Here is a 21,236-nt window from a genome sequence, read left to right as displayed (position 1 = left end):
TTCGCCCCGTTCAGGCTTCGTGGTCGCCGCTGTGCTCGTCCATCAGGATCTTGCCGTCGTGCCGCACGGTCTGGATCCGCACACTGCCGTCATGAAACTCGTGCCGAATCCGCCGGCAGCCGCACGCGTAGCGCACGTCATCCATCCGGAAGCCCTCGAAGTCGTCCTCCTGGCTCCGGTCCGCGTCCCCGACCCGCCCGCACGGCGCCCGCTCCGCGGTCATATGCGTCCTGGTCCCGGTCATTCGCCCACCTCCAGCCACCGCCAGATGTTTGTGACTCACATCACACCTCGATAGTGCGCTACTCCCAACACCCCCGGCAACAGTTCACGCACGCCGTAGGGTTGCCGGTCCGGGGTTCGAGGTGAGGGAGCAAGGCCGGGTGGACTTGGGTGTCGTGGGGCAGGCGGTCGGCATGTTCGCCGTCACCAACGTCGATGACCTCGTGGTGCTGGCGGTGTTCTTCGGGCAGGCTCACCGGGACGGCCGGGCCGGCGCACTTCGAGTGGTGGCCGGCCAGTACCTGGGCTTCATCGCGATCCTCGTCGCCTCGATCGTCGGCGCGCTGGGCGCCGGCCTCCTGCCCGAATCAGTGATCCCGTACCTGGGGCTGCTGCCCTTGCTCCTCGGGGTGCGCGCCGGCTGGCAGGCATGGCGGCAGCGCGGCGAGCACGACCAAGCCGAAGAACCCCAGCCGGCGTCAGGCCCGAGCGTCTGGCAGGTCGCCGCGGTGACATTCGCCAACGGAGGCGACAACATCGGCGTCTACGTCCCGGTCTTCGCCACCGTCGGCACAGGGGGTGTCACCATCTTCACCGCAGTCTTCCTGATCGGCGTCGCCGCCTGGTGCGCCGCCGGCCGCTACCTCGCCACCCGCCCACTGGTCGCCCAAGCCCTCTCCCGCTGGGGCCACATCGTGTTGCCGGTGGTCCTCATCGCCATCGGCCTCACCATCCTCATCGAAGGCCACGCCTTCGGCCTCTGACCCGGCTACTGCTTGGATTCGCGCCATTCTCGTTCGAAGGGGAGGCGCCAGGCTCGGGGGGCGATGAGTTGGTGGATGGCGTTGGGGCCCCAGGTGCCGGGTTGGTAGGGCTTGACCGCGGGCGGGTCGTCCAGCAGCATCGCGGAGCGGTCCCAGAGGGACTCGATGCCTTCGGCGGTGGTGAAGAGGGTGTGGTCGCCGCGCATCGCGTCCAGGATCAGGCGTTCGTAGGCTTCGAGTACGTCGCCCGCGCTCTCGGTCTCCTGGGTCGAGAACTGCATCGACAGCTTCTCCAGGCGCATGCCCGGACCGGGCCGCTTGCCGTAGAACGACAGCGAGACCCGGGACGAGTCGGCCAGGTCGAAGGTCAGGTGGTCGGGGCCTTGAGAGCCGACGCCGGAGCCGGCCGGGAACATCGTCTTCGGTGCTTCCTTGAAGGCGATCGAGATGATCCGCATCCCCTCGGCCATCCGCTTGCCGGTGCGCAGGTAGAACGGCACGCCGGCCCAGCGCCAGTTGTCGATCCCGACCTTCATCGCGATGAAGGTCTCGGTGTCGGAGTCCGGCGCGACCCCGTCCTCGTTGCGGTAGCCGCCGTACTGGCCGCGCACCACGTCGTCGGGATGGATCGGGAGCATGGAGCGGAAGACCTTGTTCTTCTCCTCCGAGATGGCCCGCGGCTCGAGGGCGGTCGGCGGCTCCATCGCGACGAACGACAGCACCTGCAGGACATGCGTCACGACCATGTCCTTGAACGCGCCGGTCGGTTCGTAGAAGGTGGCCCGCTGGTCCAGGCCGAGCGACTCGGGGATGTCGATCTGCACGTGGTCGATGAAGTTGCGGTTCCAGATCGGCTCGAACAACCCGTTCGCGAACCGGAACGCGAGGATGTTCAGCGCCGCCTCCTTGCCGAGGAAGTGGTCGATCCGGAACACCTGCGCCTCGTCGAAGGTCTCGTGCACGAAGTTGTTCAGCTGGATCGCGCTGGCCAGGTCGTCGCCGAACGGTTTCTCCATCACCACCCGGGCCCGGTCGACCAGGTCCGCGTCGCGCAGCATCGCGATCACCGACTGTGCGGACTTCGGCGGCACGGACAGGTAGTGCAGCCGGCAGGTGTCCGGCCCGAGCAGCGCCTCGGCCGCCTTGACCGCGGCCGCGAGCGCGTCCGACCCCGCCGTCGCCGGCACGTACTCGAGCCGCTCCGCGAACTGGGTCAGCTCCTCGTCGGTCATCCGGTGCGTCCCGTACGTCTCCACCGCCTTCCGGGCCCGCTCCCGGAACTCGTCGGAGGTGAGCTGCTCGGTCGCCATCCCGATGATGCGTACGTCGGGCGCGAACTTGGACAGCTGCAGATACGCCAGTCCCGGCAGCAGCTTGCGCTTGGCCAGGTCGCCGGTCGCCCCGAACAGCACGATCACGTGCGGCGAGAGCGGCTCCGGATCCCGCCGCGACGGGCGCGACCCCGGCGCCGGGTACGCAATGGTCTGAGTACGTTCAGGCATGCAGTCCTCCCGAGGACACCGGAGCCAACACCCGAAAGTCTAGGCCGCGTGATCACACCGTACGGCGTGGTCCCTGTTCCAGTCTGATCATGTTCGTGGCCATCATCCGCGGCTGGTCGAGACAGTTCGGCGCGGCGGTGTGGAACGTGTCGCAGTGCATCAGGAACACGTCTCCGGCCCGGCCGGCCAGCTCGACCACGCGCTGGGGTACGCCGTCCACCTCGAACCCGTCGACCATGTAGCGCTGGACGCGGTCGCCGCCTTCACCACCCCACAGCTCCCGCAACCACGGATGGGCGGCGCCCAGCTGACGCCGGAGCCGTTTCGGATGCGGTCCGTCGTCGGCGGGGTCGGCGTACCGGCTGACCAAGTGATGCGATCCGGTGAGTACGAGCGTCGCACCGCCACGCGGCCGGATGTCGTTCAGCAGCACGAACAGCTGCACGGCCCGAAGCCGAGCACCAGCCTCGAACGGCACGAAGTCGTTGTGCCAGACGATGGACGGTACGTCCCAGACCGTCTCCTCCCGCAGCGGGAATGTGACCAGCAGTCCGCCCCAGTGGCGCGGTTCCGTCCACTCTCCCAGCACATCGCTGAGCGCCGCGCGGACCGCCGGGCTGCCGATGCGCATGAACTCGTCCCGCCTTGCCACTGTCCGCAGGCCGGCCATCCGTTGCTCGACCAACCAGGTCGCCGGCTCGGTCCGCTGCATCCCGTGCTCGGCCAGGACGTGATCCCAGATCCGGTCGCACATCGCGGCGGTGTCGGCCGCCGGGATCGCCCCGGCCAGGCGCAGCAGACCGGTCCGTTCGAACTCCTCCAACTGAGCTTCCGTCACCATGCAGCCTCCCATCGAGCCCGGAAAACACAACGCACCCGGAGCCAGGAGACATGTGTGTGTCTCCCGGCTCCGGGTGCGTCGATGATTGTTCCCGGAGCAAGTCAGTGTGTCGCCATCACGCTACGCCGGGGCGCAGCGCGGCGCGACGGATTTACCGCTCGCCGGTCAGCCGGTGGCTGCGGTCTGCCACAGGCCGATCAGATTGCCCTCGGAGTCGGTGAAGTACGCCGCGTAGCCCATCTCGCCGACCGTGAGCTTCTCGCCGACGGTCTTGCCGCCCAGCTGCTCGATCGTCTTCCAGGCGGTGTCGATGTCCTCCACGTCGATGGTCAGCACCGGCCGGTTGATCTCGCCCGCGGCGGCCCGGTCGAACATGCCGCCGTTGATGAACCCGGGCTCGCTCGGCATCCCTTCCTCGGTCACCGGCCCGGTCGACACCATCGTGTACTGCAAGTCCGGCATCTCCATCAGTTGCCACCCGAACGCCTCGGCGTAGAACCTGCGCGCCCGCTCCCCGTCGTCGTACGGAATCTCGAAGTGCACCACTCGTCCGGCCATCTCAACCTCCCCTTGAAACCCGGTCACCTCCGACGCTATGCCCGCTCCGGGTGGAAAGCGAGGACAGGGGCCGGGCGGTTGACTGCCGGGTGTGCGGAACGGCGCTTTACGGTGGGGGTGTCTGTTTCCGCCGGGGCCGTTCGTCGGTGGGTGAGACTCTCTGGAGGAGGACCGTGAAGTACTTGCTGATGATCGCTGGTGACGAGACGGCCGAGGCGCACGCGAACGACGGCTGCGGCGGCTGGTCCGAGGAGATGGAGCAGCGCGGTGTGGTCGAGGGTGGGGCCGGGCTGCGGCCGCCGTCGGAGGCGACGACCGTGCGGGTGCGGAACGACGAGGTGCTGCTGACCGACGGTCCGTTCGCGGAGACCAAGGAGCAGATCGGCGGGTTCGTGCTGATCAACTGTGCCGATCTGGACGAAGCCATCGAGATCGCCGCCAAGCATCCGGCGGCCGGCTACGGAACGATCGAGATCAGGCCGGTATGGGAGCCGCCGCCGGGGGTTGTGTGACGTTCGAGCAGATCTACCGGCAGGAGTGGGGTCAGGTCGTCGCGACCTTGATCCGCCTGACCGGTGACTGGGAGCTGGCCGAGGAGTGCGCGCAGGAGGCGTTCGCCGCGGCCCTGCAGCGCTGGCCGCAGGACGGCGTACCTGACAAGCCTGGCGCCTGGCTGACCACTACTGCACGCAACAAGGCCCGTGACTGGATGCGCAGGGAAGCCGTCGGCGCGGCCAAGCTGAAGGAGGTGGCTGTAGTGGGATATGAGCCTGACGAGCCGTACGACGTACCGGACGACCGGCTGCGGCTCATGTTCACCTGTTGCCACCCGGCTCTGGCGATGGAGGCGCGGGTGGCGCTGACACTGCGGACTCTGGCCGGCCTCAGTACGGCGGAGATCGCACGGGCCTTCCTGGTCCCGGAGACCACCATGTCGAAGCGACTCACCAGGGCCAAGCAGAAGATCCAGCACGCCGGTATCCCTTATCGGGTCCCACCTGCGCATCTCCTGCCGGAGCGGACGCCCGCCGTACTGGCTGTGCTCTACCTGCTGTTCAACGAGGGGTACACGGATGTCGTCCGGAGCAGTCTGAGCAGTGAGGCGATCAGACTGGCGCGTCTGCTCGTGCAACTGATGCCGGACGAGCCCGAGGCGGCGGGACTGCTGGCACTGATGCTGCTGCACGACGCACGCCGTGACACCCGGCTGAGCGCCGACGGTGTGCTGGTGACGCTGGAGGACCAGGACCGCACCCGCTGGGACAACGCTGTGATCACCGAAGGTGTGGACCTGCTGGACGCCGCCCTCCGCCGCCGCTCACCCGGGCCCTACCAAGTGCAGGCCGCAATAGCCGCCTGCCACGCCTCCGCACGTACGGCGGCCGACACCGACTGGCCGCAGATCGCCGCACTGTACGGCCAGCTCAAGCAGACCCCAGTGGTCGCTCTGAACCGTGCAGTCGCCATCGGCATGGCCGACGGCCCTGCCATGGGACTCCGGCTCGTTGACGAGCTGGCGGCGGGCCCACTGGCCGGCTACCACCTGCTTCCGGCTACTCGCGCCGACTTCCTCCGGCGACTCGGGCGGCACGCCGAGGCCGCGACGTCGTACCGGGAGGCGATGGAGCTCGCGGCGACGGACGCCGAACGGCGATATCTGCGAAAACGCCTGGCGGAGGTGTCTGTCTGAGCGGAACCCGTTCGTCGGTGGGTATGACAGATATCAGAACGGCCGTGGCGGGGGAGCGGACCGACCTCGCCGACCTGCTGGCCGGACTACAGCAAGAAGACTGGGAGAAGCCAACGCTGTGCGCGGGTTGGCGGGTCCGCGAACTGGTTGCTCACATCACCATGCCGTACCGGCTGTCCATGCCTCGTTTCCTGCTGGGGATGATCAAGGCCCGGGGCAAGTTCGACCGCCTCGCCGACCGCCAGGCCCGCCGGGACGCCGCCGAGCTCTCCCCACTCGAGCTGACCGAGTGCCTGCGCCAGAACATCAACCACCCCTGGAAGCCACCGGGCGGCGGCTACGAGGGAGCCCTTGCCCACGACGTCATCCACGGCCTCGACATCACCGTTGCTCTAGGCATCGACCGTCAGGTCCCCGCTGACCGCCTGCGCCTCATCCTCGACGACCTCAAACCCCGGCAGCTCAAGTACTTCGGCGTGGACCTCGAGAACGTCCAACTCCAAGCCACCGACCTCGACTGGACCCACGGCACCGGCGAGGTCCTGTCCGGCAGCGCCCAGGACCTCCTCCTCGTCCTCTGCGGCCGGACCCTCCCCGCCGACCACCTCACCGGCGCACCCGCCACCCGCTTCACCAAGGAGCAGCTCCGATGATCATCAGCCTCCCGATCGAAGACCGCCCCCGCTCGTACGCCTTCTATCGCGAAGCCTTCGGCTTCACCGCGATCGGCGAACTGGCCGAAGACGGTATACCGGAGCCACTCCAGTTCGCCCTGACCGACGACGTACGACTGATGCTCATCCCCACCGGCGGTTTCGGCTGGGTCCTCGGCGACCACCCGGCAGCACCCCGCGGCACCAGCGAGTGCATCCTCTCCATCTCCCTCGACACCGAGGCCGCCGTCGACTCCCTCTACACCCAGGCCACCACCGCCGGAGCCACCCCCATCGGCACACCCACCCGTAAACCCTGGGCCTACACCGGCACCCTCACCGACCCCGACGGCCACGTCTGGATGCTCGAGACCACGTGACGGTCAAGGCTCTATGAGTTCGAGAACGTAGTCGCCGGATCCGGCTGCGCGCATGGCGATCCGGTCGCCGGCATCGATTCGCACGTGGGTGATCGGGTCGTCGAGAGCCAGACCCGCGACGCGGGTGCGCGCAGCGGGGTCCCACACGGTGAGGTTGCCGCCGGTCGATCCGGTCACCAGCACGGTCCGCCCGTTGATGGTGCCGAGCGCCACACAGTCGACGGCCGCGGCGTCATCCGCGGGGCTCTCGATCCGCTCCCCGTCCGCGACCGCGTACAGCCGCGCCCGGCCGGCACACGCCGCCGCGACAACCGGACCGCGACCAGGCAGGTCGCCCAGGGCCACGGACTTGACACGTTCAAGCGGTGGCTTGACGCCGAGGAGATCCCACCCTTCCTCGAGAACGAACGGTGGAAGCTGCGCGAACGGCCCCGCGATGGTTCGCGGCTGGCCGGTGGAGATCGTGTGCTGGTCCCAGATCCATACCGCGCCCTCGACTGCCCCGGTCAGCAGAACCTGCGCACCGTCCAGATCGCCGACCGCAGCGACGAACTGAGGCCAGTCCGCGGGCCGGTCCAGGAGGAACGGCCGACGGCCAGCCGCATCACGGGGTGGCACTTTGCCCAGCTCGGCCGGTATCGCAACGGGAGCGAACTGGTCCAGCGGAGCAAACGTGCCCCCGCTTTCACGCAGACGCGACAGCGTCACCCCGCCCAGGTCCGCGTCGTACTCGATCTGCTGCAACTGCACGAGGCCGGTGCTGTCGTAGTCAGGTGACGATGCCACGACGCCTCGTCCCTCGACCACGCCGACCGCGATCGCCCGCGTGCGATGGCTGTAGGGCGACTCTTCGACGTACTCGTTCCCCTCGGTGAACCAGTACATGCGGCTGCCGATCCCGGCCGCGACCACGAACGGCGCGCCGATCCGGGCAGCGGCCATGACATCGAGCAGGCTTCCGGACTCGAAGGTGATCGGATCGGTTCGCCAGCTCTCGCGGCCGTCAGCCGGGTTGATCAGCAGAATCCGGTGCGCTGTCGTCCCGACGTCCTCGACGCCCAGGAGCACCAGCGAGCCGTCGTCCTCGACTCCGAACCCGCGAACCTGGCGGGCGTCGAGATCAGGGTGGGCGTCGACAGGCTGCAACGTGTCAGCATCGAGCACCCTCAACCCACCGTCGAACGGTACGCCGGCGATGACCTGCCTGCCATTCACCCGGCCTACTCCGATCGCGTGCCCGAGACCGATGTCCGTGGACGCCACCCGCTCGCCACTCAGTGCGTCCCAGACCTCGGTCAGCGCGTCGTACCCGGCGGTGGTCACGACGACCGGGCGGTTGCTGATGTCGGACACCGCAACGGCGGTGGGACGGTGACCGACCTCGATGGTGGCGGCAACGTCCGGAACGCTGGTGCGGGGATCCCACAGTTCCACTCGGCTGTCGACCGCGATGGCGACCACCGGGCGGTCGCCGACCTGGCCGAAGCCGAGGCCGCGGATCTTGCCCCCTGTGCCGTACGTCGACTCGAGATCCGCTCGCCAGTCGAGGCTGCCGTCGACCATGCGGAGCCAGGGAGCCGTGGCAGTCCGGCCGATCGCGTCGCCGAGTTCGGCCATCGAGGCACCGGCGTACTCCTTGAGCCGGGCGTGGAGTTGGCCTGGTAGCTGTGCGGGATCGCGGGCGAGGGCGATCCTGCTCCGGCGTAGCACCCGTTCGACCACGTCGATGGGCTGGAAGGTGCTCATCCACATCACCAGCGCGTCGGTGTCGTCGTGGGACACGTTCTGATCGGTGGCGGCCCTGGCTGCGGCGATCACGGCGACCGTCTGGTCCACGCCCAGCAGTTCGATCGCTCGAGGCAACCACCCCCGATCCGTTACCAGGCTGACCAGGCCGTAGGCATCTGCTGCGGTCCGCTCCGCGTCGGCAACCAGGTGCTCCGCGGTGTAGCGGACGGCGTAGTAGTTGGCGTTGGCCCAGCCGTCCTGATACCGCTCGCTCAAAGCCCTCGCGATCCGCCGGTGGCCGGCGGCGTAGTCGGGTTGGGCGTGGAAGTGCTCGACGAAGGTCTGGTGAGCGAGGCGGTAGGTGCTCTGGCCGTTCTCGCCGTCGAGCATGACGTACGGCGCCGCCGCGAGGAGCAGGTTGTCGATGTCGACCTCGCCCGGGTGCCGGCCGAAGGCGCCGGCCGCGGTGGCCCAGATGTCGTCGGCGCGGGGGAGGCCGCGGCCGCGGGCATGGGCGAGAGCCTCGAGCAGCGGACCGAAGCCGGCGTCAGCAGTCGCCAGGCGTCGTACGGCGGCGGCGAACAGGCCGCGGTGATCCTGGGCGAGCAATGCGGTCAGCTCCGGCCGGGCCGCACTCGTGATCAGCTCCGGCCGGGCAAGGATCTCGTGCACGGCCAAGCGGGCGTACAGGAAATGCCTGTTCTGTGCGGCGATGCTGCGGGCGACCTCAGCCACGGTGTCGTCGTCGATCCGCAACTCCGCGGCCCGCAGCCGGCGTTCGACGTACTTCGTCACGGCCGTGGTGTCGAGGCCGACGGTGACGGTACTGATCCTGCCGAGGGCGTCGAGCAGGTCGCTGTCGTCCGGCTCAGGCAGGTCAGGTCCTTCGGAGGTCGACCGGCGGGTGCCGACGACGACCCGGCAGCCCGGGGCGTCCGCGAGTTGCCGCAGCACGGTGCCGGCGACCTCGAGTGGCTCCTGGGCTTCGTCGAGCGCGTCGACCAGAACGGTGAGCGGTTCGGTACGACGTTCGATCGCGCCGAGCAACCGGTCGACCTTGGCGGCGATCTCCGTTCCCGGATCCGGTGCCTCCAGCCCGAGGTCGACGGTCATCCGGTCGACGACGTCGGAGGTCGACAGACCGGTCAGCAGGACGACCGCGTCGAACACGTTGTCGGTCGGCTGTTCCGGTGCCGGCAATCGGTCGACCTGCTCGGCCCGGATCAGCAACTCCCGGAGCTCGGGGTTCGTGTGGACGACCAGGTTGCCCAGTACGGCGGACTTCCCCGAGCCGGCCGGACCGGTGACCGCGAGCAGACCGGAGTCGTTCGTGCTGAGCCAGTCGGCGATCGCGCGACGTTCCCGGCCCCGGCCCTCGAAGTACCAGGTCAGCTCACCGAGTTCGGTGCCCTGCGCCTTGGGAACGAAGAAGCTGCGCTGATCCTCGGGCAGGCCGGCGATGAAGTCCTTCAGCTCGGCGTAGACGTCGTGCGGCGCGGTGACGCCCTGGCTGAACACCCGCGGCCGGACCAGTGGCCGAGCCTTGCCGAGTCCGCTCCTGATCGCGCGCCCGAACTCGAGCCGGTTCTCGAGGCGGCCGACGAGGTCGTCGATCCGGATGACCTCGTCATTGTCCTCGTAGGACCGCAACACGGCGTCCAGTGCGGTGGGAACCGCGGTGAGGAACGCCGGGCCGATGCCGCCACCGCCCAGCAGGGCGAAACACTTGGGCGGATTCGGCCTGACCAGCAGAGCCGCGGCCACCAGTTCGACGAACCGCTCGGCGCCGCACGCCTCGATGATGACCAGGGCCCAGGCCTCGGCGTCCTGCTCCCTGGCCGACCACTCGTCATTCAGATGGGCCGCGAGTTCGCTCGCGTTGTGCCCGGTGCCCATCCGGTCGTGCACCGTGCCGAAGGAGGCGAGCCAGGCATCGTTGCCGTTCGTTTCGCCATGTCCCACCCAGACCAGGACCGAGCTCCTCGGCCCGTCCCGACCGGCCCAGCCGCCCAGCTGCCTACGCACCCACTCCGCATCACGATCGCCGGTGCCGGGCGGCCACGCTCTGGCCAGCCCGCCGTACGGTGTGAGCAGGTCAGCGATCGCCTTGGCGTCATCGTCCGCCGCGACCGGTACGAACGGCTCGCTGACCGCGGTGGTGTACTGGCCGATCGGAACCGCGTAGATCGTGAACGCCGGATCGTCACTCACTGGTCGACTCCCTCGAGTACGTAGTCTTCCGGCGCGATTGCCATGACCTGCTGGGAGACTGCGGAGGTACCACCGCCCTTGACCTCGATCCGGTACACCCCTGGACGAGGCAGCGCGACCGACGCGGTCAGCGGGCTGTCCACACCGCGCAACTGGGGCCAGGCGACCTGTCGCCGGGTGAACGCGTCGAAGACCCGGCACGATGTGCCGCTCGCCTTCGCACCAGTCACAGTGACGGTGAGCGGCTCGGCGACGGAGACCACGTCGGGTACGTCGACGCCGATCGTGCCGGCCCCGAGCGGTGGCCCGGCGGTGCTGTTGAGCAGTACGTCGCGAACCTTGGCGATCGCGTACTCGTCCGCCGGCAGGGCGCCGTGCGACTGGGCCAAGGTCTGCGGATCGAGGTCGAACGCGGCGGCGGCCCGGCGGAAGACGGTTTCATCTCCGGCGAGATTCTCGCGACGCTCGATGCGGCCGGTGCTGTCGGGCCAGCACACTTGCAGGAGCGGTGTCATCGCCCCGCCGTTCAACGACAGGCTTTGCATGGTGGGTTGTTCGACCCCGACCATCAGGCGCAGGTCGCGGGACGGACCGCTCATCAACTGGGTGTGCCGCTGTATCGACTCTTCAGCGAGTTTCTTGTCGCCGCCGAGCACGTCCACGTCCTCGGGACTCAGGTAGCGTACGGTCTCGCCCTCGTCCACACACCGGTAGAAGGGCAGCAGGTCATGCAGCCCTGGCATGTTCTGGACGAGTTCGCGGAGCCGCTTGTGCGGGAGCGGTACTGGTGCGCCGCGCCCGGTGTTGAAGATGTACGCGGCCTTCACGGCACCGTAGTACGGCGTTCCGAGTGTCACGGTCGTCCGTACGGCGGCCGCTCCGCCGAGCATCTCAGTGAAGTACCGGGCGACCAGTCCACCCATCGAGTGGGCGACCAGCACGACCTTTGCCTCGGCGCTTCCGTCCGGGTGTGCCTGCCAGCGCGCCAGCTGCCGCTCGACCAGCTTGGCCAGTTCACGGGCGTTGTGCTCGATCGACAGCCGCCAGTCGTACGGGAACTCGGACAGCGCATCGCGATGCGCAAGCGCCGGACTGATCCCCTCGACCAACTTGGTGTACGGCTCGAAGCCCTTCAGGATCGGCGCGAAGGCCGGGGCGCGGAGCAGGCCGGCCGGGCGGATCCGCCCGATCCTGCCGGCGCGCTCCGCGTCGGTCACCGCCAGCCTCAGCAGGGCCGTCTTCGACGTCCAGGCCTTGACCCACCAGCCGGCCTGGTCCAAGCCCCACACCGTCTCGCGCGTCTCGGTGTCGACCAGCGCGCTCCCCATGATTCCGGGAATCACGATCACGGCGTCCCGGGACACAGCTCCGCCAGGCACATCCATCGCCCCCACCCCCGGATTCAGTGTCGACCTGCACCTGCCGAAATGCCAGTCACCGAGGCAGAGCGGACCAGAACGAGCAGTGGTGGGTGGTGCCACCGAGCAGGAGTGGCAATCGGGCCGCGGTGCCGTTCCGCAGCGCGTCACCCGGTTGCTGGGGCAGCACCGACGTCCGCACGCAGTCCCGACTTCCGCTACGACACCCGGCGCAGCATACGACCAGTCAGCTACGCCCCGCGGCGTATCAGCGCAACCGACGACTAACTCTTCTTGGCGACGTCGTACAGGAGGTGGGTCACGCGGTCGCCTTGGACGACCTGCGAGGGGTTGTCCAGCAGGATCGGGTCGCCCAGGGGACCGGTCGCGAAGAACGGACGGCCCGAGCCGAACACCACCGGGACGAGATTGACGACGATCTGGTCGATCAGGCCGAGCGCCAGCGCCTGTCCGCCGATCTGGCCGGCGCCCACGTCGACGACTCGGTCGCCGGCGAACTCCTGCGCGGCCGCGATGGCCTCCGCGACGCCGTTGACGAAGGTGAACGGTGCCGTATCGGCGTACTCCCAGTCCTTCGGCGGTTCGTGCGTGACCACGAAGACGTGCTCACCGGCGGCCGGCTTGCCGTCCCAGCCGTTGGTCATGTCGAAGAGGCGCCGGCCGATGACGTTGGCCGCCATGCCCTGGTAGATGGCGCGCATGAAGTCGGCGGATGCCTGGGTGGTCTGGACCTTGTCGTCGCTGCCGTCGAAGGACCAACTGACGGGTCCGTTGCCCAGCCAGTCGAAGAGCGGCCCGACACCGTCGTTGTCATCGGCCATGTAGCCGTCCAGCGAGACAATGGCGCCCATGATCGTCTTGCCCATCGGATTCTCCCTCCACACCGCGTTGTGCCTTTGAGGCTACGAGCCGGGTAGGGCGGTCGGAATCTGTCAAATGACTGGTGCCGGGCCGGGTCACGGATTAAGTCGGGCGAGCTGGGACCGCCGGCTGACGCCCAGCTTGGGATACGCCTTGTAGAGGTGATGACCGATCGTGCGCGGGCTGAGGAACAGCTCGGCGGCGATCTCGCGGTTGCTCATCCCCTGGGCGGCGCGGCGGACGACCTGCAACTCCTGCGGGGTGAGCTGGCCGACCCCCTCGACCACCACCTGCGGGACCGGAACGGCTTCGCCGAGGGCGGTGAGCTCGGTCCGGGCCCGCCCTTGCCAGCCATGCGCCCCGATCCGCTCGAACGCATCGAACGCTTCGACCAACTGGGTTCGCGCAGCGGTACGACGGCGATTGCGCCGCAGCCATTCGCCGTACGCCAGCTGGGTACGGGCGCGATCGTACGGGCCACCTCCTTCGAGACGTAGAGCCGTCTCGAAGCTGTCCTGTGCGACCGCTCCCTCGGCCAGGAGGGCCTCGCAGCGCAGCACGAGGCCACGAGCAGCAGGCGTCGCCGCGTGGGTAGCCCAGTCGGTCAACCGGGGAAGGTGTCGTCGTGCGCCGTCGTAGTCACCGGCGTGTACGGCGGCCTCGACGTGGTCAGGAATCGCTCGCATCGTCACATCTCGCCCGGCCGGGCCGTCGCACAGCGGCTCCAGCCGGTCGAGTGCGGCGGCCGGGTCGCCGGACGTGAGGTCGACCAGAGCGCGTGCCCAGGTCGCCATCCCCCACGCGATCCGATGACGCCTGACGTCGCCGAGCACCAGCTCGGTCTGCGTCTGGACAGCCTCGACCTCGCCCCGAACCGCGGCGAGCCAGGCCGAGATCGAGGTGAGCGTCACGACCTGCAGGTCCTGGCCGAGGTCGGTGGCCAGCTCGATCGCTTCGGCCACGTTCGCCGCCGCGTCCTGGAACCGGCCGGTGACCAACTGGGCCAGCGCGAGCGCCTCCTGCGAGTACGGCAACCAGCCGAGCGCGCCCTGGCCGCGCAGGACGGCGACGTGGTCGTCGAGCACGGCGAGGGCCGCGTCGTCGTCCCCGATCAGCACGCCCGCGAATCCGGCCATCTGCAGCTCGACCGTTGCGTCCACCTGCCCGGCCTGGGCAGCCGCCAGCAACGCCCGCAGCGGCGGAACCCCGGCCCCAGGGTGTCCCTGCAGTAGTTCGGTCAGGCCGGCCAAGGCGTCGAGCACGACCGGCCGACCGCCTCGGACAGCGCTCAGTTGCCCAGCGCAACGACGAAGCAATGCGGGATCGGCCGCATCTCGTGCGCACCACGTCGCCTCGGTCAGCACCGACACCGCGCGATCCGGGTCGGCTGACAGGATCGGCGTCGCGGCGTCGAGAGCGAGCCCACACGCTTCAGCGGGGGAGTTGCGCTCGTACGCCACCTGCGCCTGGATCCAGCCGGCCTCGGCCTGCTCGCCGGGGTCCGTCGTGACCGTGCGCCCGGCCGCGGCGAGCTGCGCCGCACGATCGAGCTGGCCCGCGTCGTAGGCGGCCCGGGCGGCTCCGACCAGACGCCGGGCCCGGTCCGCCCGGTCGGTGCTCAGTTCCGCGGCCCGTTCCAGCGCTCGGGTGGCCGCTGCCGGACCACCACGGTCGAACGCGCGCCCGGCAGCGCGCTCGAGCTCCGCCGCGGCCGCGTTGTCGGTGCCGCCGGCGGCGGCCGCGAGATGCCACGCGCGCCGATCGGCATCCCGCGGGTCGGTCAGCGACGCCGCCAGAGCTGCATGTACGGCGATGCGTCGCGCGAACGTGGCGTCCTGGTAGACCGCGGCCCGGATCAACGGATGCCGGAAGGCGACCGCGTGCGAGGTCACCTGGACGAGGCGACCGTGCTCGGCCGGCTCGAGGTCCGAGGCATCCAGGCCCAGCCGCGCTGCCGCGGCCGAGAACGACCCGAGCTCCGAGGTCTGGTCCGCGGCCGCGATGAGCAAGGCCAGCCTGGTCTGCTCCGGCAGCGCGCGAACCTGCAGGCGGAAGTGCTCCTCCAACCGGCCGGTGGCCGGCAGCGGGGCAACCGGAGCGGGGGAATCCATCATGCCGTCGCTGGCGGCAAGCTCCAGGATGGCCAGTGGGTTCCCCGCGGACTCCGCGAGCACACGTTCGGCCACCTCGTGCGGCAGCGCGCGGACGTCGGCCAGCAGTCTGGCGGAGTCTGTCTTGTCCAGGCGTTGGAGGGTGATGCTGTCCACCCCGGTCGCGGGGAACGGCCGGTCACCGTCGCGGGCCACGAAGATGATCGCGATCGAGTCCGTGTGGAGGCGCCGTACCGCGAACAGCAGCGCGTCGATCGACGACTGGTCGAACCAGTGCGCGTCGTCGATCAGGCACAGCAGTGGCGTCTCCTCGGCCAGATCGGACAGCAGGGTCACGATCGCCGCACCCACCGTCAGCCGCTCACCCGCCGAGGTCCCGACCCCGAAAGCCGCCCGCAGCGCTTGAGCCTGCGGCCCGGGGAGCGCGCCGAACCGGTCGGAGAACCTGGCCAGCATCAACTGAAGCCCGGCGAACGGAATCTCGGCCTCGGACTCGATCCCGGCCACCCGAAGCACCCGCAGACCATCGGCACTGTCCGCCGCATGGTCGAGCAGAGCCGTCTTCCCGATCCCGGCCTCACCACGCACCACCAGCGAGCGGCACCGCCCGCCCCGGGCCTCGTCGATCACCCAAGTCACCCGTGACCGTTCAACCGACCGCCCCACCAGCACCCCCGCAGCGTAACCCGCCCACGAGTCCCCACACCCCCAGCCGACAGCCCCACAGCCGACAACTCGCACCCGACAACCCAGAGCAACCACAGCCAAGGGGGGTCCGGGGGGCGAAGCCCCGCCGGGCGGGGTGTGGGGGTCGCACCCCCACAAACACGAAGGACGATCAATGCTCGCGCACTCCGCGAGCATGGATCGCCCAGATCGTCCGCGCCCCCGGCAGGATTCGAACCTGCGCACCCGCCTCCGGAGGGCGGTGCTCTATCCCCTGAGCTACGGGGGCTCAGGAACGTGCAGAACAGTAGCAGGAAACTTCTGTGAATCCCGAATCGGGTGGCGGTGCGTCGGGTGGGTACCGGAGGTCCGGGCAGGGACCACCCTGACAGGACCCTGGAAGCGCGGTGCGGCGGGATCGCGTCCGGGGGAGACGGCGTCATAGTGGTTGTAAGCCCATCTGCTGAAAGGAAATCGGTAACCCATGGCTAGCACTCTGGTCCGCCCGTCCAGCGGTCGTTGGATCGGCGGTGTCTGCGCCGGACTGGCTCGCCGGTTCGGCATCTCCGCGAACACGATGCGGCTCATCTTCGTCATCAGCTGTCTGCTGCCCGGTCCGCAGATCCTCATCTACATCGTGCTCTGGATCCTGATGCCGTCGGAGCGCTGACCCCCGGCGACCGCCCGCCCGGCCACGGCATGGCAATCTGCTCCCCATGAGAGCAGGCAGGTGGCGCCGGGCGGGTGCGACGGCAGCCGCTCTGCTCCTCGTCAGCAGTCTGGCCGGCGGCTGCCAGGTAGGTCCCGCGCCGCCCGGTCCGGCCGAGCTCCGGACCGGGCCGCCGCCGTGGGACGCGCCCCGCGACGCGGTCTCGTACATCGACAAGGCCGGTTTCGAGCGTCTCCCGCTCGACTTCTCCGGCCCCTCGCCGTACACCTTCACCCTGTCGGTCACCGTCGACGGCTCCGCGGTGCAGCTCCCGGCGGGTATCGGTGTCGACCGCGTCCGGGCCGAGCAGGCCGCCGTACACACCCACACCACCGACGGCCTGGTCTACGTCGAGGCCAAGACGACCGCGGAACGCCCCACGCTCGCCCAGTTCTTCACCCTCTGGGGCGTCCGGTACGACGCCAAGTGCCTGGGCGACGCGTGTACGGCGCTGACCGTCACCGTCGACGGCAAACCGGCCGCCTGGGACACGCCGCTGACCCCCAAGTCCCACATCCAGGTCACTGTTCGCCACTGACCGTGACCGCGCTGAGTACCGGGCTGTGGATGGTGAGTCAAGGGTTTGGGTGCGTGGCCATTAGGCTGATCCGGTGACTCCGGAACAGCTCGCTGAGAAGATCCTCCAGGCCCTGGCCGCGCTCGCCGACGACGGCACCATCACCGTCGAGGGCGGGCTGCCGCGCGAGCTGAAGGTCGAGCGCCCCAAGAACCCCGAGCACGGGGACTACGCCACCAACGTCGCGATGCAGCTCGGAAAGCGTGCCGGGCTGAACCCGCGCCAGTTCGCCGAGCTGCTGGCCGGCAAGCTGACCGACGACGACGCGATCACCGCGGTCGAGATCGCCGGACCGGGTTTCATCAACATCCGGGTCGCGGCCGATGCCCAGGGCAAGGTCGCGCAATCGATCGTGGACGCCGGCCCGAGCTACGGCCACACCGACAGCCTGCACGGCCAGACGGTGAACCTGGAGTTCATCTCCGCCAACCCGACCGGCCCGCTGCACCTCGGTCACACCCGCTGGGCCGCCGTCGGCGACGCGCTGGCGCGGGTGCTCGCCGCGGCCGGCGCCAAGGTCACCCGCGAGTTCTACATCAACGACCGCGGCGCGCAGATGGACAAGTTCGGCGCCAGCCTGCAGGCGGCCGCGCACGGTCAGCCGATCCCCGAGGACGGCTACCACGGCGAGTACATCATCGACCTCGCCAAGCAGATCGTCGCCGAGGTCCCCGGGATCACCGAGCTGCCGGAGGCAGAGCAGGTCATCGCCTTCCGCGAGGCCGGGTACGAGCGCCAGCTCAAGGAGCAGCAGGCCCAGCTCGAGCACTTCCGGACCAGCTTCGACGTCTGGTTCTCCGAGCGCAGCCTGCACGAGCAGGACGGTGTCGGCCACGCGATCGAGAAGCTGCGCCAGCAGGGCCACCTGTACGACGCCGACGACGCACTGTGGATGCGGACGACGGACTTCACCGACGACAAGGACCGGGTGCTGATCCGGTCCAACGGCGAGCCGACGTACTTCGCCTCCGACGCGGCGTACTACGTGAACAAGCGCGAGCGCGGTTTCGAGGTCTGCATCTACATGCTCGGCGCCGACCACCACGGGTACGTGAACCGTCTCAAGGCGATCGCGGCCTGTGCCGGTGACGACCCCGAGCACAACATCGAGATCCTGATCGGTCAGCTGGTGAAGATCCTCAAGGGCGGCGAGGAGATGCGGCTGTCCAAGCGGGCCGGCACCATCGTCACGCTGGCCGAGCTGGTCGAGGAGGGCGGCGTCGACCCGCTCCGCTACACGCTCTGCCGCTACCCGGTGGACTCCCCGCTGACGCTGGACATCGAGGAGATGACCCGCCAGGTCAGCGAGAACCCGGTGTACTACGTCCAATACGCCCACGCCCGGCTGGCCTCGATCCTGCGCAACGCCGACGAGCTCGGCATCAAGCTGGACGAGTTCGACCCGGGGCTGCTCAGCCACGAGCGCGAGGGCGATCTGCTCCGCGCGCTGGCCGAGTTCCCGCGCATCGTCGCCACCGCCGCCGAGCTGCGCGAGCCGCACCGGATCGCCCGCTACCTGGAGGACACCGCGTCGGCGTTCCACAAGTTCTACGACAGTTGCCGCGTGCTCCCGCGCGGCGACGAGGAGGTGGAGCCGGTGCACAAGGCTCGCCTGACCCTGGTCGGCGCGACCAGGACCGTACTCGCCAACGGGCTGGACCTGCTCGGCGTCTCCGCACCGGAGCGGATGTGAGGGCGCACGAGGCGGGCGCGCTGCACGCGGATATCGGCCACCGCGGCCCGTCCTGGCTCCGCGCACCCCGCGACGTCAACGACCTGGTCCCGCAGCTGTGGTCGTCCACGGCCAAGAAGACCGCCGAGGGTTCGCTGGTCGTCGGCGGTGTCGACGCCCGTGACCTGGTCGCCGAGCACGGCAGCCCGGCGTACGTGCTGGACGAGGACGACTTCCGGGCTCGCGCCCGCGCGTTCAAGCACGCCTTCAAGGACTTCGACGTCTACTACGCCGGTAAGGCGTTCCTCTGTACGACGGTCGTCCGCTGGGTGATGGAGGAAGGCCTGAACCTGGACATCTGCAGCGGGGGAGAGCTGGCCGTCGCACTGCGTGCCGGCGCCGACCCGAAGCGGCTGGGGTTTCACGGCAACAACAAGTCCGAGTCCGAGCTGGCGCGGGCGCTCGACGCCGGTGTCGGCCGGATCATCGTCGACTCGCTGTACGAGATCGAGCGGCTGATCGAGCTGGCCGCCGAGCGCGACACGACCGCGCCGGTGATGGTCCGGGTGACCGCGGGCGTCGAGGCGCACACCCACGAGTACATCGCGACCGCGCACGAGGACCAGAAGTTCGGTTTCTCGATCACCTCCGGCGCGGCCTTCGAAGCCGTTGCCCGAGTCAACGAAGCACCCGAGCTGGAACTGCTCGGACTGCACTCGCACATCGGCTCGCAGATCTTCGACTCGTCCGGGTTCGAGGTGGCCGCGAAGCGGGTGATCTCCTTGCACGCAAGGGTTTCCGACGAGCTCGGCGTGACCATGCCGGAGCTCGACCTGGGCGGCGGCTTCGGCATCGCCTACACCACTCAGGATGATCCTTCCGACCCGGCCCAACTGGCGACCGAGATGGGCAAGATCGTCGAGCACGAGTGCCGCGCCTTCCAGGTCGACGTACCGAAGGTGTCGATCGAGCCCGGCCGCGCGATCGTCGGCCCGGCCGTCTGCACCGTCTACACGGTCGGCACGGTCAAGGAGGTCGAGCTCGACTACGGCGCCTCCCGGACCTATGTCTCCGTCGACGGCGGGATGAGCGACAACATCCGCACCGCGCTGTACGACGCCGACTACTCCTGCACGCTGGCCAACCGCTACTCCGACGCCGAGCCGACCCTGGCCCGGGTCGTCGGCAAGCACTGTGAGTCCGGCGACATCGTGGTGAAGGACGAGTTCCTCCCCTCGGACGTGCGGCCCGGCGACCTGGTCGCCGTTCCGGGGACCGGGGCCTACTGCCGGTCGATGGCGAGCAACTACAACCACGTACCGCGGCCACCGGTGATCGCGGTCAAGGACGGTCACACGCGGATCGTCGTACGGCGGGAAACCGAAGACGACCTGCTTCTCCTGGACATGGGGGACGAGTGAACGAGAAAACCTTGAAGGTCGGCCTGCTGGGCTGCGGTGTTGTCGGGACCGAGGTGGTCCGGATCCTCACCGAGCAGGCCGACCATCTCGCCGCCCGCGTCGGTGCGCGGCTGGAGATCGCCGGGATCGCGGTACGACGGCCGGGCCGTGCGCGCGACATCGCCGTCGACCCCGCGCTGATCACCACCGACGCCCAGGCGCTGGTGAAGCGGGGCGACCTGGACATCGTCATCGAGGTGATCGGCGGGCTCGAGCCCGCCCGCAGCCTGATCCTCACCGCGCTCGAGCACGGCGCCTCGGTGATCACGGCGAACAAGGCGCTGCTGGCCGAGGACGGCCCGACGCTGTTCGCCGCCGCGGAGAAGTACCAGCGCGACCTGTACTTCGAGGCCTCCGTCGCCGGCGCGATCCCGATCCTGCGGCCGCTGCGCGAGTCGCTGGCCGGTGACGACGTGACCAGAGTCATGGGCATCGTCAACGGCACCACGAACTACATCCTCGACAAGATGGACAGCACCGGCGCCGGCTTCGACGAGGCGCTGGAGGAGGCCCAGGCGCTCGGGTACGCCGAGGCCGACCCGACCGCCGACATCGAGGGGTTCGACGCCGCCGCGAAGGCCGCCCTGCTGGCCAGTTTGGCCTTCCACACAAGGGTTTCCATCGCCGACGTCCATCGCGAGGGCATCACCGAGGTGTCCGCGACCGACATCGCCTCGGCCCGTGAGATGGGCTGTGTGGTGAAGTCGCTGGCCATCTGCGAACTCGACGAGGCGACCGACTCGGTCAGCGCCCGCGTGTACCCGGCGATGATCCCGGCGAGCCACCCGCTGGCCAGTGTGCGGGACGCGTACAACGCGGTCTTCGTGGAATCCAAAGCGGCCGGCCAGCTGATGTTCTATGGTCGTGGTGCCGGCGGCGCCCCGACGGCCAGTGCAGTCCTCGGGGATCTCGTGTCCGCCGCGCGCAACCGGCTCAAGGGTGTGCCGGGGGTCGGCGAGTCGTCGTACACCCAGCGAGCCGTGCGGCCGATGGGCGACGCGATGACCCGCTACCACGTGTCGCTGGACGTGGCCGACAAAGCCGGTGTGCTGGCGGCGGTGGCCCACGCCTTCGCTGAGCACGACGTGTCCATCCAGACCGTGCGTCAGGAAGGCCGGGGCAGCGACGCGCAGCTGGTGGTGGTCACCCACACCGCGACCGACGCCGCGTTGTCCGCGACCGTGGAGGCCCTGCGTGACATGGACATCGTTCGGGAAGTCAGCAGTGTGATGCGGGTAGAAGGCGAGTAACG

General features: G+C 69.2%; 18 protein-coding genes and 1 tRNA gene. 10 read left to right on the top strand and 9 right to left on the bottom strand.

Annotation, left to right across the window (positions count from 1 at the left end):
- Window positions 1–10: 10 nt before the first annotated feature.
- Window positions 11–244 (bottom strand): hypothetical protein, encoded by a 234-nt coding sequence (locus ACGFIF_RS24705; protein WP_132213771.1) that lies wholly within the window; start codon window positions 242–244, stop codon window positions 11–13.
- A 139-nt stretch (window positions 245–383) separates the two neighbouring features.
- Between ACGFIF_RS24705 and ACGFIF_RS24700 the strand changes: the two genes are divergently transcribed.
- The gene (locus ACGFIF_RS24700) at window positions 384–986 is read left to right on the top strand and encodes a cadmium resistance transporter (RefSeq protein ID WP_393157586.1); all 603 of its coding nucleotides are present in this window, start codon (window positions 384–386) and stop codon (window positions 984–986) included.
- A 5-nt stretch (window positions 987–991) separates the two neighbouring features.
- On the opposite strand, the gene zwf is transcribed toward ACGFIF_RS24700, so the two are convergent.
- The 3 genes from zwf to ACGFIF_RS24685 form a co-directional block, all read right to left on the bottom strand.
- Window positions 992–2,488 (bottom strand): glucose-6-phosphate dehydrogenase, encoded by a 1,497-nt coding sequence (zwf, locus tag ACGFIF_RS24695; RefSeq protein ID WP_393157585.1) that lies wholly within the window; start codon window positions 2,486–2,488, stop codon window positions 992–994.
- 52 nt (window positions 2,489–2,540) lie between these two features.
- Window positions 2,541–3,329, bottom strand: a complete 789-nt coding sequence (locus tag ACGFIF_RS24690; protein ID WP_393157583.1) for a phytanoyl-CoA dioxygenase family protein — start codon at window positions 3,327–3,329, stop codon at window positions 2,541–2,543.
- A 165-nt stretch (window positions 3,330–3,494) separates the two neighbouring features.
- Window positions 3,495–3,887, bottom strand: a complete 393-nt coding sequence (locus ACGFIF_RS24685; protein ID WP_393157581.1) for a VOC family protein — start codon at window positions 3,885–3,887, stop codon at window positions 3,495–3,497.
- Window positions 3,888–4,060: 173 nt separating this feature from the next.
- Between ACGFIF_RS24685 and ACGFIF_RS24680 the strand changes: the two genes are divergently transcribed.
- From ACGFIF_RS24680 to ACGFIF_RS24665, 4 genes are read left to right on the top strand one after another with little or no spacing between them, the layout of a single operon-like run.
- Window positions 4,061–4,399 (top strand): YciI family protein, encoded by a 339-nt coding sequence (locus ACGFIF_RS24680; protein ID WP_393157580.1) that lies wholly within the window; start codon window positions 4,061–4,063, stop codon window positions 4,397–4,399.
- Window positions 4,372–5,577, top strand: a complete 1,206-nt coding sequence (locus tag ACGFIF_RS24675; RefSeq protein ID WP_393157579.1) for an RNA polymerase sigma factor — start codon at window positions 4,372–4,374, stop codon at window positions 5,575–5,577. Before ACGFIF_RS24680 ends, ACGFIF_RS24675 begins: the two co-directional genes overlap by 28 nt.
- Window positions 5,578–5,600: 23 nt before the next feature.
- Window positions 5,601–6,230 carry a maleylpyruvate isomerase family mycothiol-dependent enzyme gene (locus tag ACGFIF_RS24670; RefSeq protein WP_393157578.1) on the top strand — a complete coding sequence of 210 codons (630 nt, stop codon included), beginning with the start codon at window positions 5,601–5,603 and terminating at the stop codon, window positions 6,228–6,230.
- On the top strand, window positions 6,227–6,610 hold the full coding sequence (locus ACGFIF_RS24665; RefSeq protein ID WP_393157577.1) for a VOC family protein: 384 nt from the start codon (window positions 6,227–6,229) through the stop codon (window positions 6,608–6,610). Before ACGFIF_RS24670 ends, ACGFIF_RS24665 begins: the two co-directional genes overlap by 4 nt.
- A gap of 3 nt (window positions 6,611–6,613) precedes the next feature.
- On the opposite strand, the gene ACGFIF_RS24660 is transcribed toward ACGFIF_RS24665, so the two are convergent.
- From ACGFIF_RS24660 to ACGFIF_RS24640, 5 genes are all read right to left on the bottom strand, one after another.
- A complete protein-coding gene (locus tag ACGFIF_RS24660; protein WP_393157576.1) occupies window positions 6,614–10,549 on the bottom strand; it encodes a hypothetical protein in 3,936 nt (1,311 codons plus the stop codon).
- Entirely contained in the window at window positions 10,546–11,934 is a 1,389-nt protein-coding gene (locus ACGFIF_RS24655; RefSeq protein ID WP_393157575.1) for a hypothetical protein, read from the bottom strand. The genes ACGFIF_RS24660 and ACGFIF_RS24655 overlap by 4 nt, the downstream gene beginning before the upstream one ends.
- A 257-nt stretch (window positions 11,935–12,191) precedes the next feature.
- Window positions 12,192–12,794, bottom strand: coding sequence for a dihydrofolate reductase family protein (locus ACGFIF_RS24650; RefSeq protein ID WP_393157573.1), 603 nt, complete (start codon window positions 12,792–12,794; stop codon window positions 12,192–12,194).
- A gap of 90 nt (window positions 12,795–12,884) precedes the next feature.
- A complete protein-coding gene (locus tag ACGFIF_RS24645; RefSeq protein WP_393157572.1) occupies window positions 12,885–15,764 on the bottom strand; it encodes an ATP-binding protein in 2,880 nt (959 codons plus the stop codon).
- A 19-nt stretch (window positions 15,765–15,783) separates the two neighbouring features.
- A tRNA-Arg gene (locus ACGFIF_RS24640) sits at window positions 15,784–15,855 on the bottom strand.
- Window positions 15,856–16,050: 195 nt separating this feature from the next.
- Here ACGFIF_RS24640 and ACGFIF_RS24635 point away from each other — a divergent pair.
- From ACGFIF_RS24635 to ACGFIF_RS24615, 5 genes are all read left to right on the top strand, one after another.
- Window positions 16,051–16,236, top strand: coding sequence for a PspC domain-containing protein (locus ACGFIF_RS24635; protein ID WP_132213749.1), 186 nt, complete (start codon window positions 16,051–16,053; stop codon window positions 16,234–16,236).
- Between the two features lie 46 nt (window positions 16,237–16,282).
- A complete protein-coding gene (locus tag ACGFIF_RS24630) occupies window positions 16,283–16,813 on the top strand; it encodes a hypothetical protein (protein ID WP_393157571.1) in 531 nt (176 codons plus the stop codon).
- A gap of 73 nt (window positions 16,814–16,886) precedes the next feature.
- The gene (gene argS, locus ACGFIF_RS24625) at window positions 16,887–18,545 is read left to right on the top strand and encodes an arginine--tRNA ligase (RefSeq protein ID WP_393157569.1); all 1,659 of its coding nucleotides are present in this window, start codon (window positions 16,887–16,889) and stop codon (window positions 18,543–18,545) included.
- Window positions 18,542–19,945: a diaminopimelate decarboxylase gene (gene lysA, locus ACGFIF_RS24620; RefSeq protein ID WP_393157568.1), complete on the top strand. Its 1,404-nt coding sequence runs from the start codon at window positions 18,542–18,544 to the stop codon at window positions 19,943–19,945. Before argS ends, lysA begins: the two co-directional genes overlap by 4 nt.
- Entirely contained in the window at window positions 19,942–21,234 is a 1,293-nt protein-coding gene (locus tag ACGFIF_RS24615; protein ID WP_393157566.1) for a homoserine dehydrogenase, read from the top strand. Before lysA ends, ACGFIF_RS24615 begins: the two co-directional genes overlap by 4 nt.
- Window positions 21,235–21,236: the final 2 nt, after the last annotated feature.

The sequence above is a fragment of the Kribbella sp. NPDC049174 genome (genome assembly GCF_043197365.1).
GTDB lineage: Bacteria > Actinomycetota > Actinomycetes > Propionibacteriales > Kribbellaceae > Kribbella.
Note: the sequence above shows the minus strand (reverse complement) of the source record. Positions and strands in the feature narration are given on the sequence as shown.

Excerpts from the sequence above, each read along its gene's own strand:
- ACGFIF_RS24655 (WP_393157575.1), bottom strand. The coding sequence starts at position 11,934 with ATGGATGTGCCTGGCGGAGCTGTGTCCCGGGACGCCGTGATCGTGATT.
- ACGFIF_RS24665 (WP_393157577.1), top strand. The coding sequence starts at position 6,227 with ATGATCATCAGCCTCCCGATCGAAGACCGCCCCCGCTCGTACGCCTTC.
- ACGFIF_RS24685 (WP_393157581.1), bottom strand. The coding sequence starts at position 3,887 with ATGGCCGGACGAGTGGTGCACTTCGAGATTCCGTACGACGACGGGGAG.
- ACGFIF_RS24650 (WP_393157573.1), bottom strand. The coding sequence starts at position 12,794 with ATGGGCAAGACGATCATGGGCGCCATTGTCTCGCTGGACGGCTACATG.
- ACGFIF_RS24670 (WP_393157578.1), top strand. The coding sequence starts at position 5,601 with ATGACAGATATCAGAACGGCCGTGGCGGGGGAGCGGACCGACCTCGCC.
- ACGFIF_RS24690 (WP_393157583.1), bottom strand. The coding sequence starts at position 3,329 with ATGGTGACGGAAGCTCAGTTGGAGGAGTTCGAACGGACCGGTCTGCTG.
- ACGFIF_RS24645 (WP_393157572.1), bottom strand. The coding sequence starts at position 15,764 with ATGCTCGCGGAGTGCGCGAGCATTGATCGTCCTTCGTGTTTGTGGGGG.
- ACGFIF_RS24635 (WP_132213749.1), top strand. The coding sequence starts at position 16,051 with ATGGCTAGCACTCTGGTCCGCCCGTCCAGCGGTCGTTGGATCGGCGGT.
- ACGFIF_RS24675 (WP_393157579.1), top strand. The coding sequence starts at position 4,372 with ATGGGAGCCGCCGCCGGGGGTTGTGTGACGTTCGAGCAGATCTACCGG.
- ACGFIF_RS24630 (WP_393157571.1), top strand. The coding sequence starts at position 16,283 with ATGAGAGCAGGCAGGTGGCGCCGGGCGGGTGCGACGGCAGCCGCTCTG.
- ACGFIF_RS24705 (WP_132213771.1), bottom strand. The coding sequence starts at position 244 with ATGACCGGGACCAGGACGCATATGACCGCGGAGCGGGCGCCGTGCGGG.
- zwf (WP_393157585.1), bottom strand. The coding sequence starts at position 2,488 with ATGCCTGAACGTACTCAGACCATTGCGTACCCGGCGCCGGGGTCGCGC.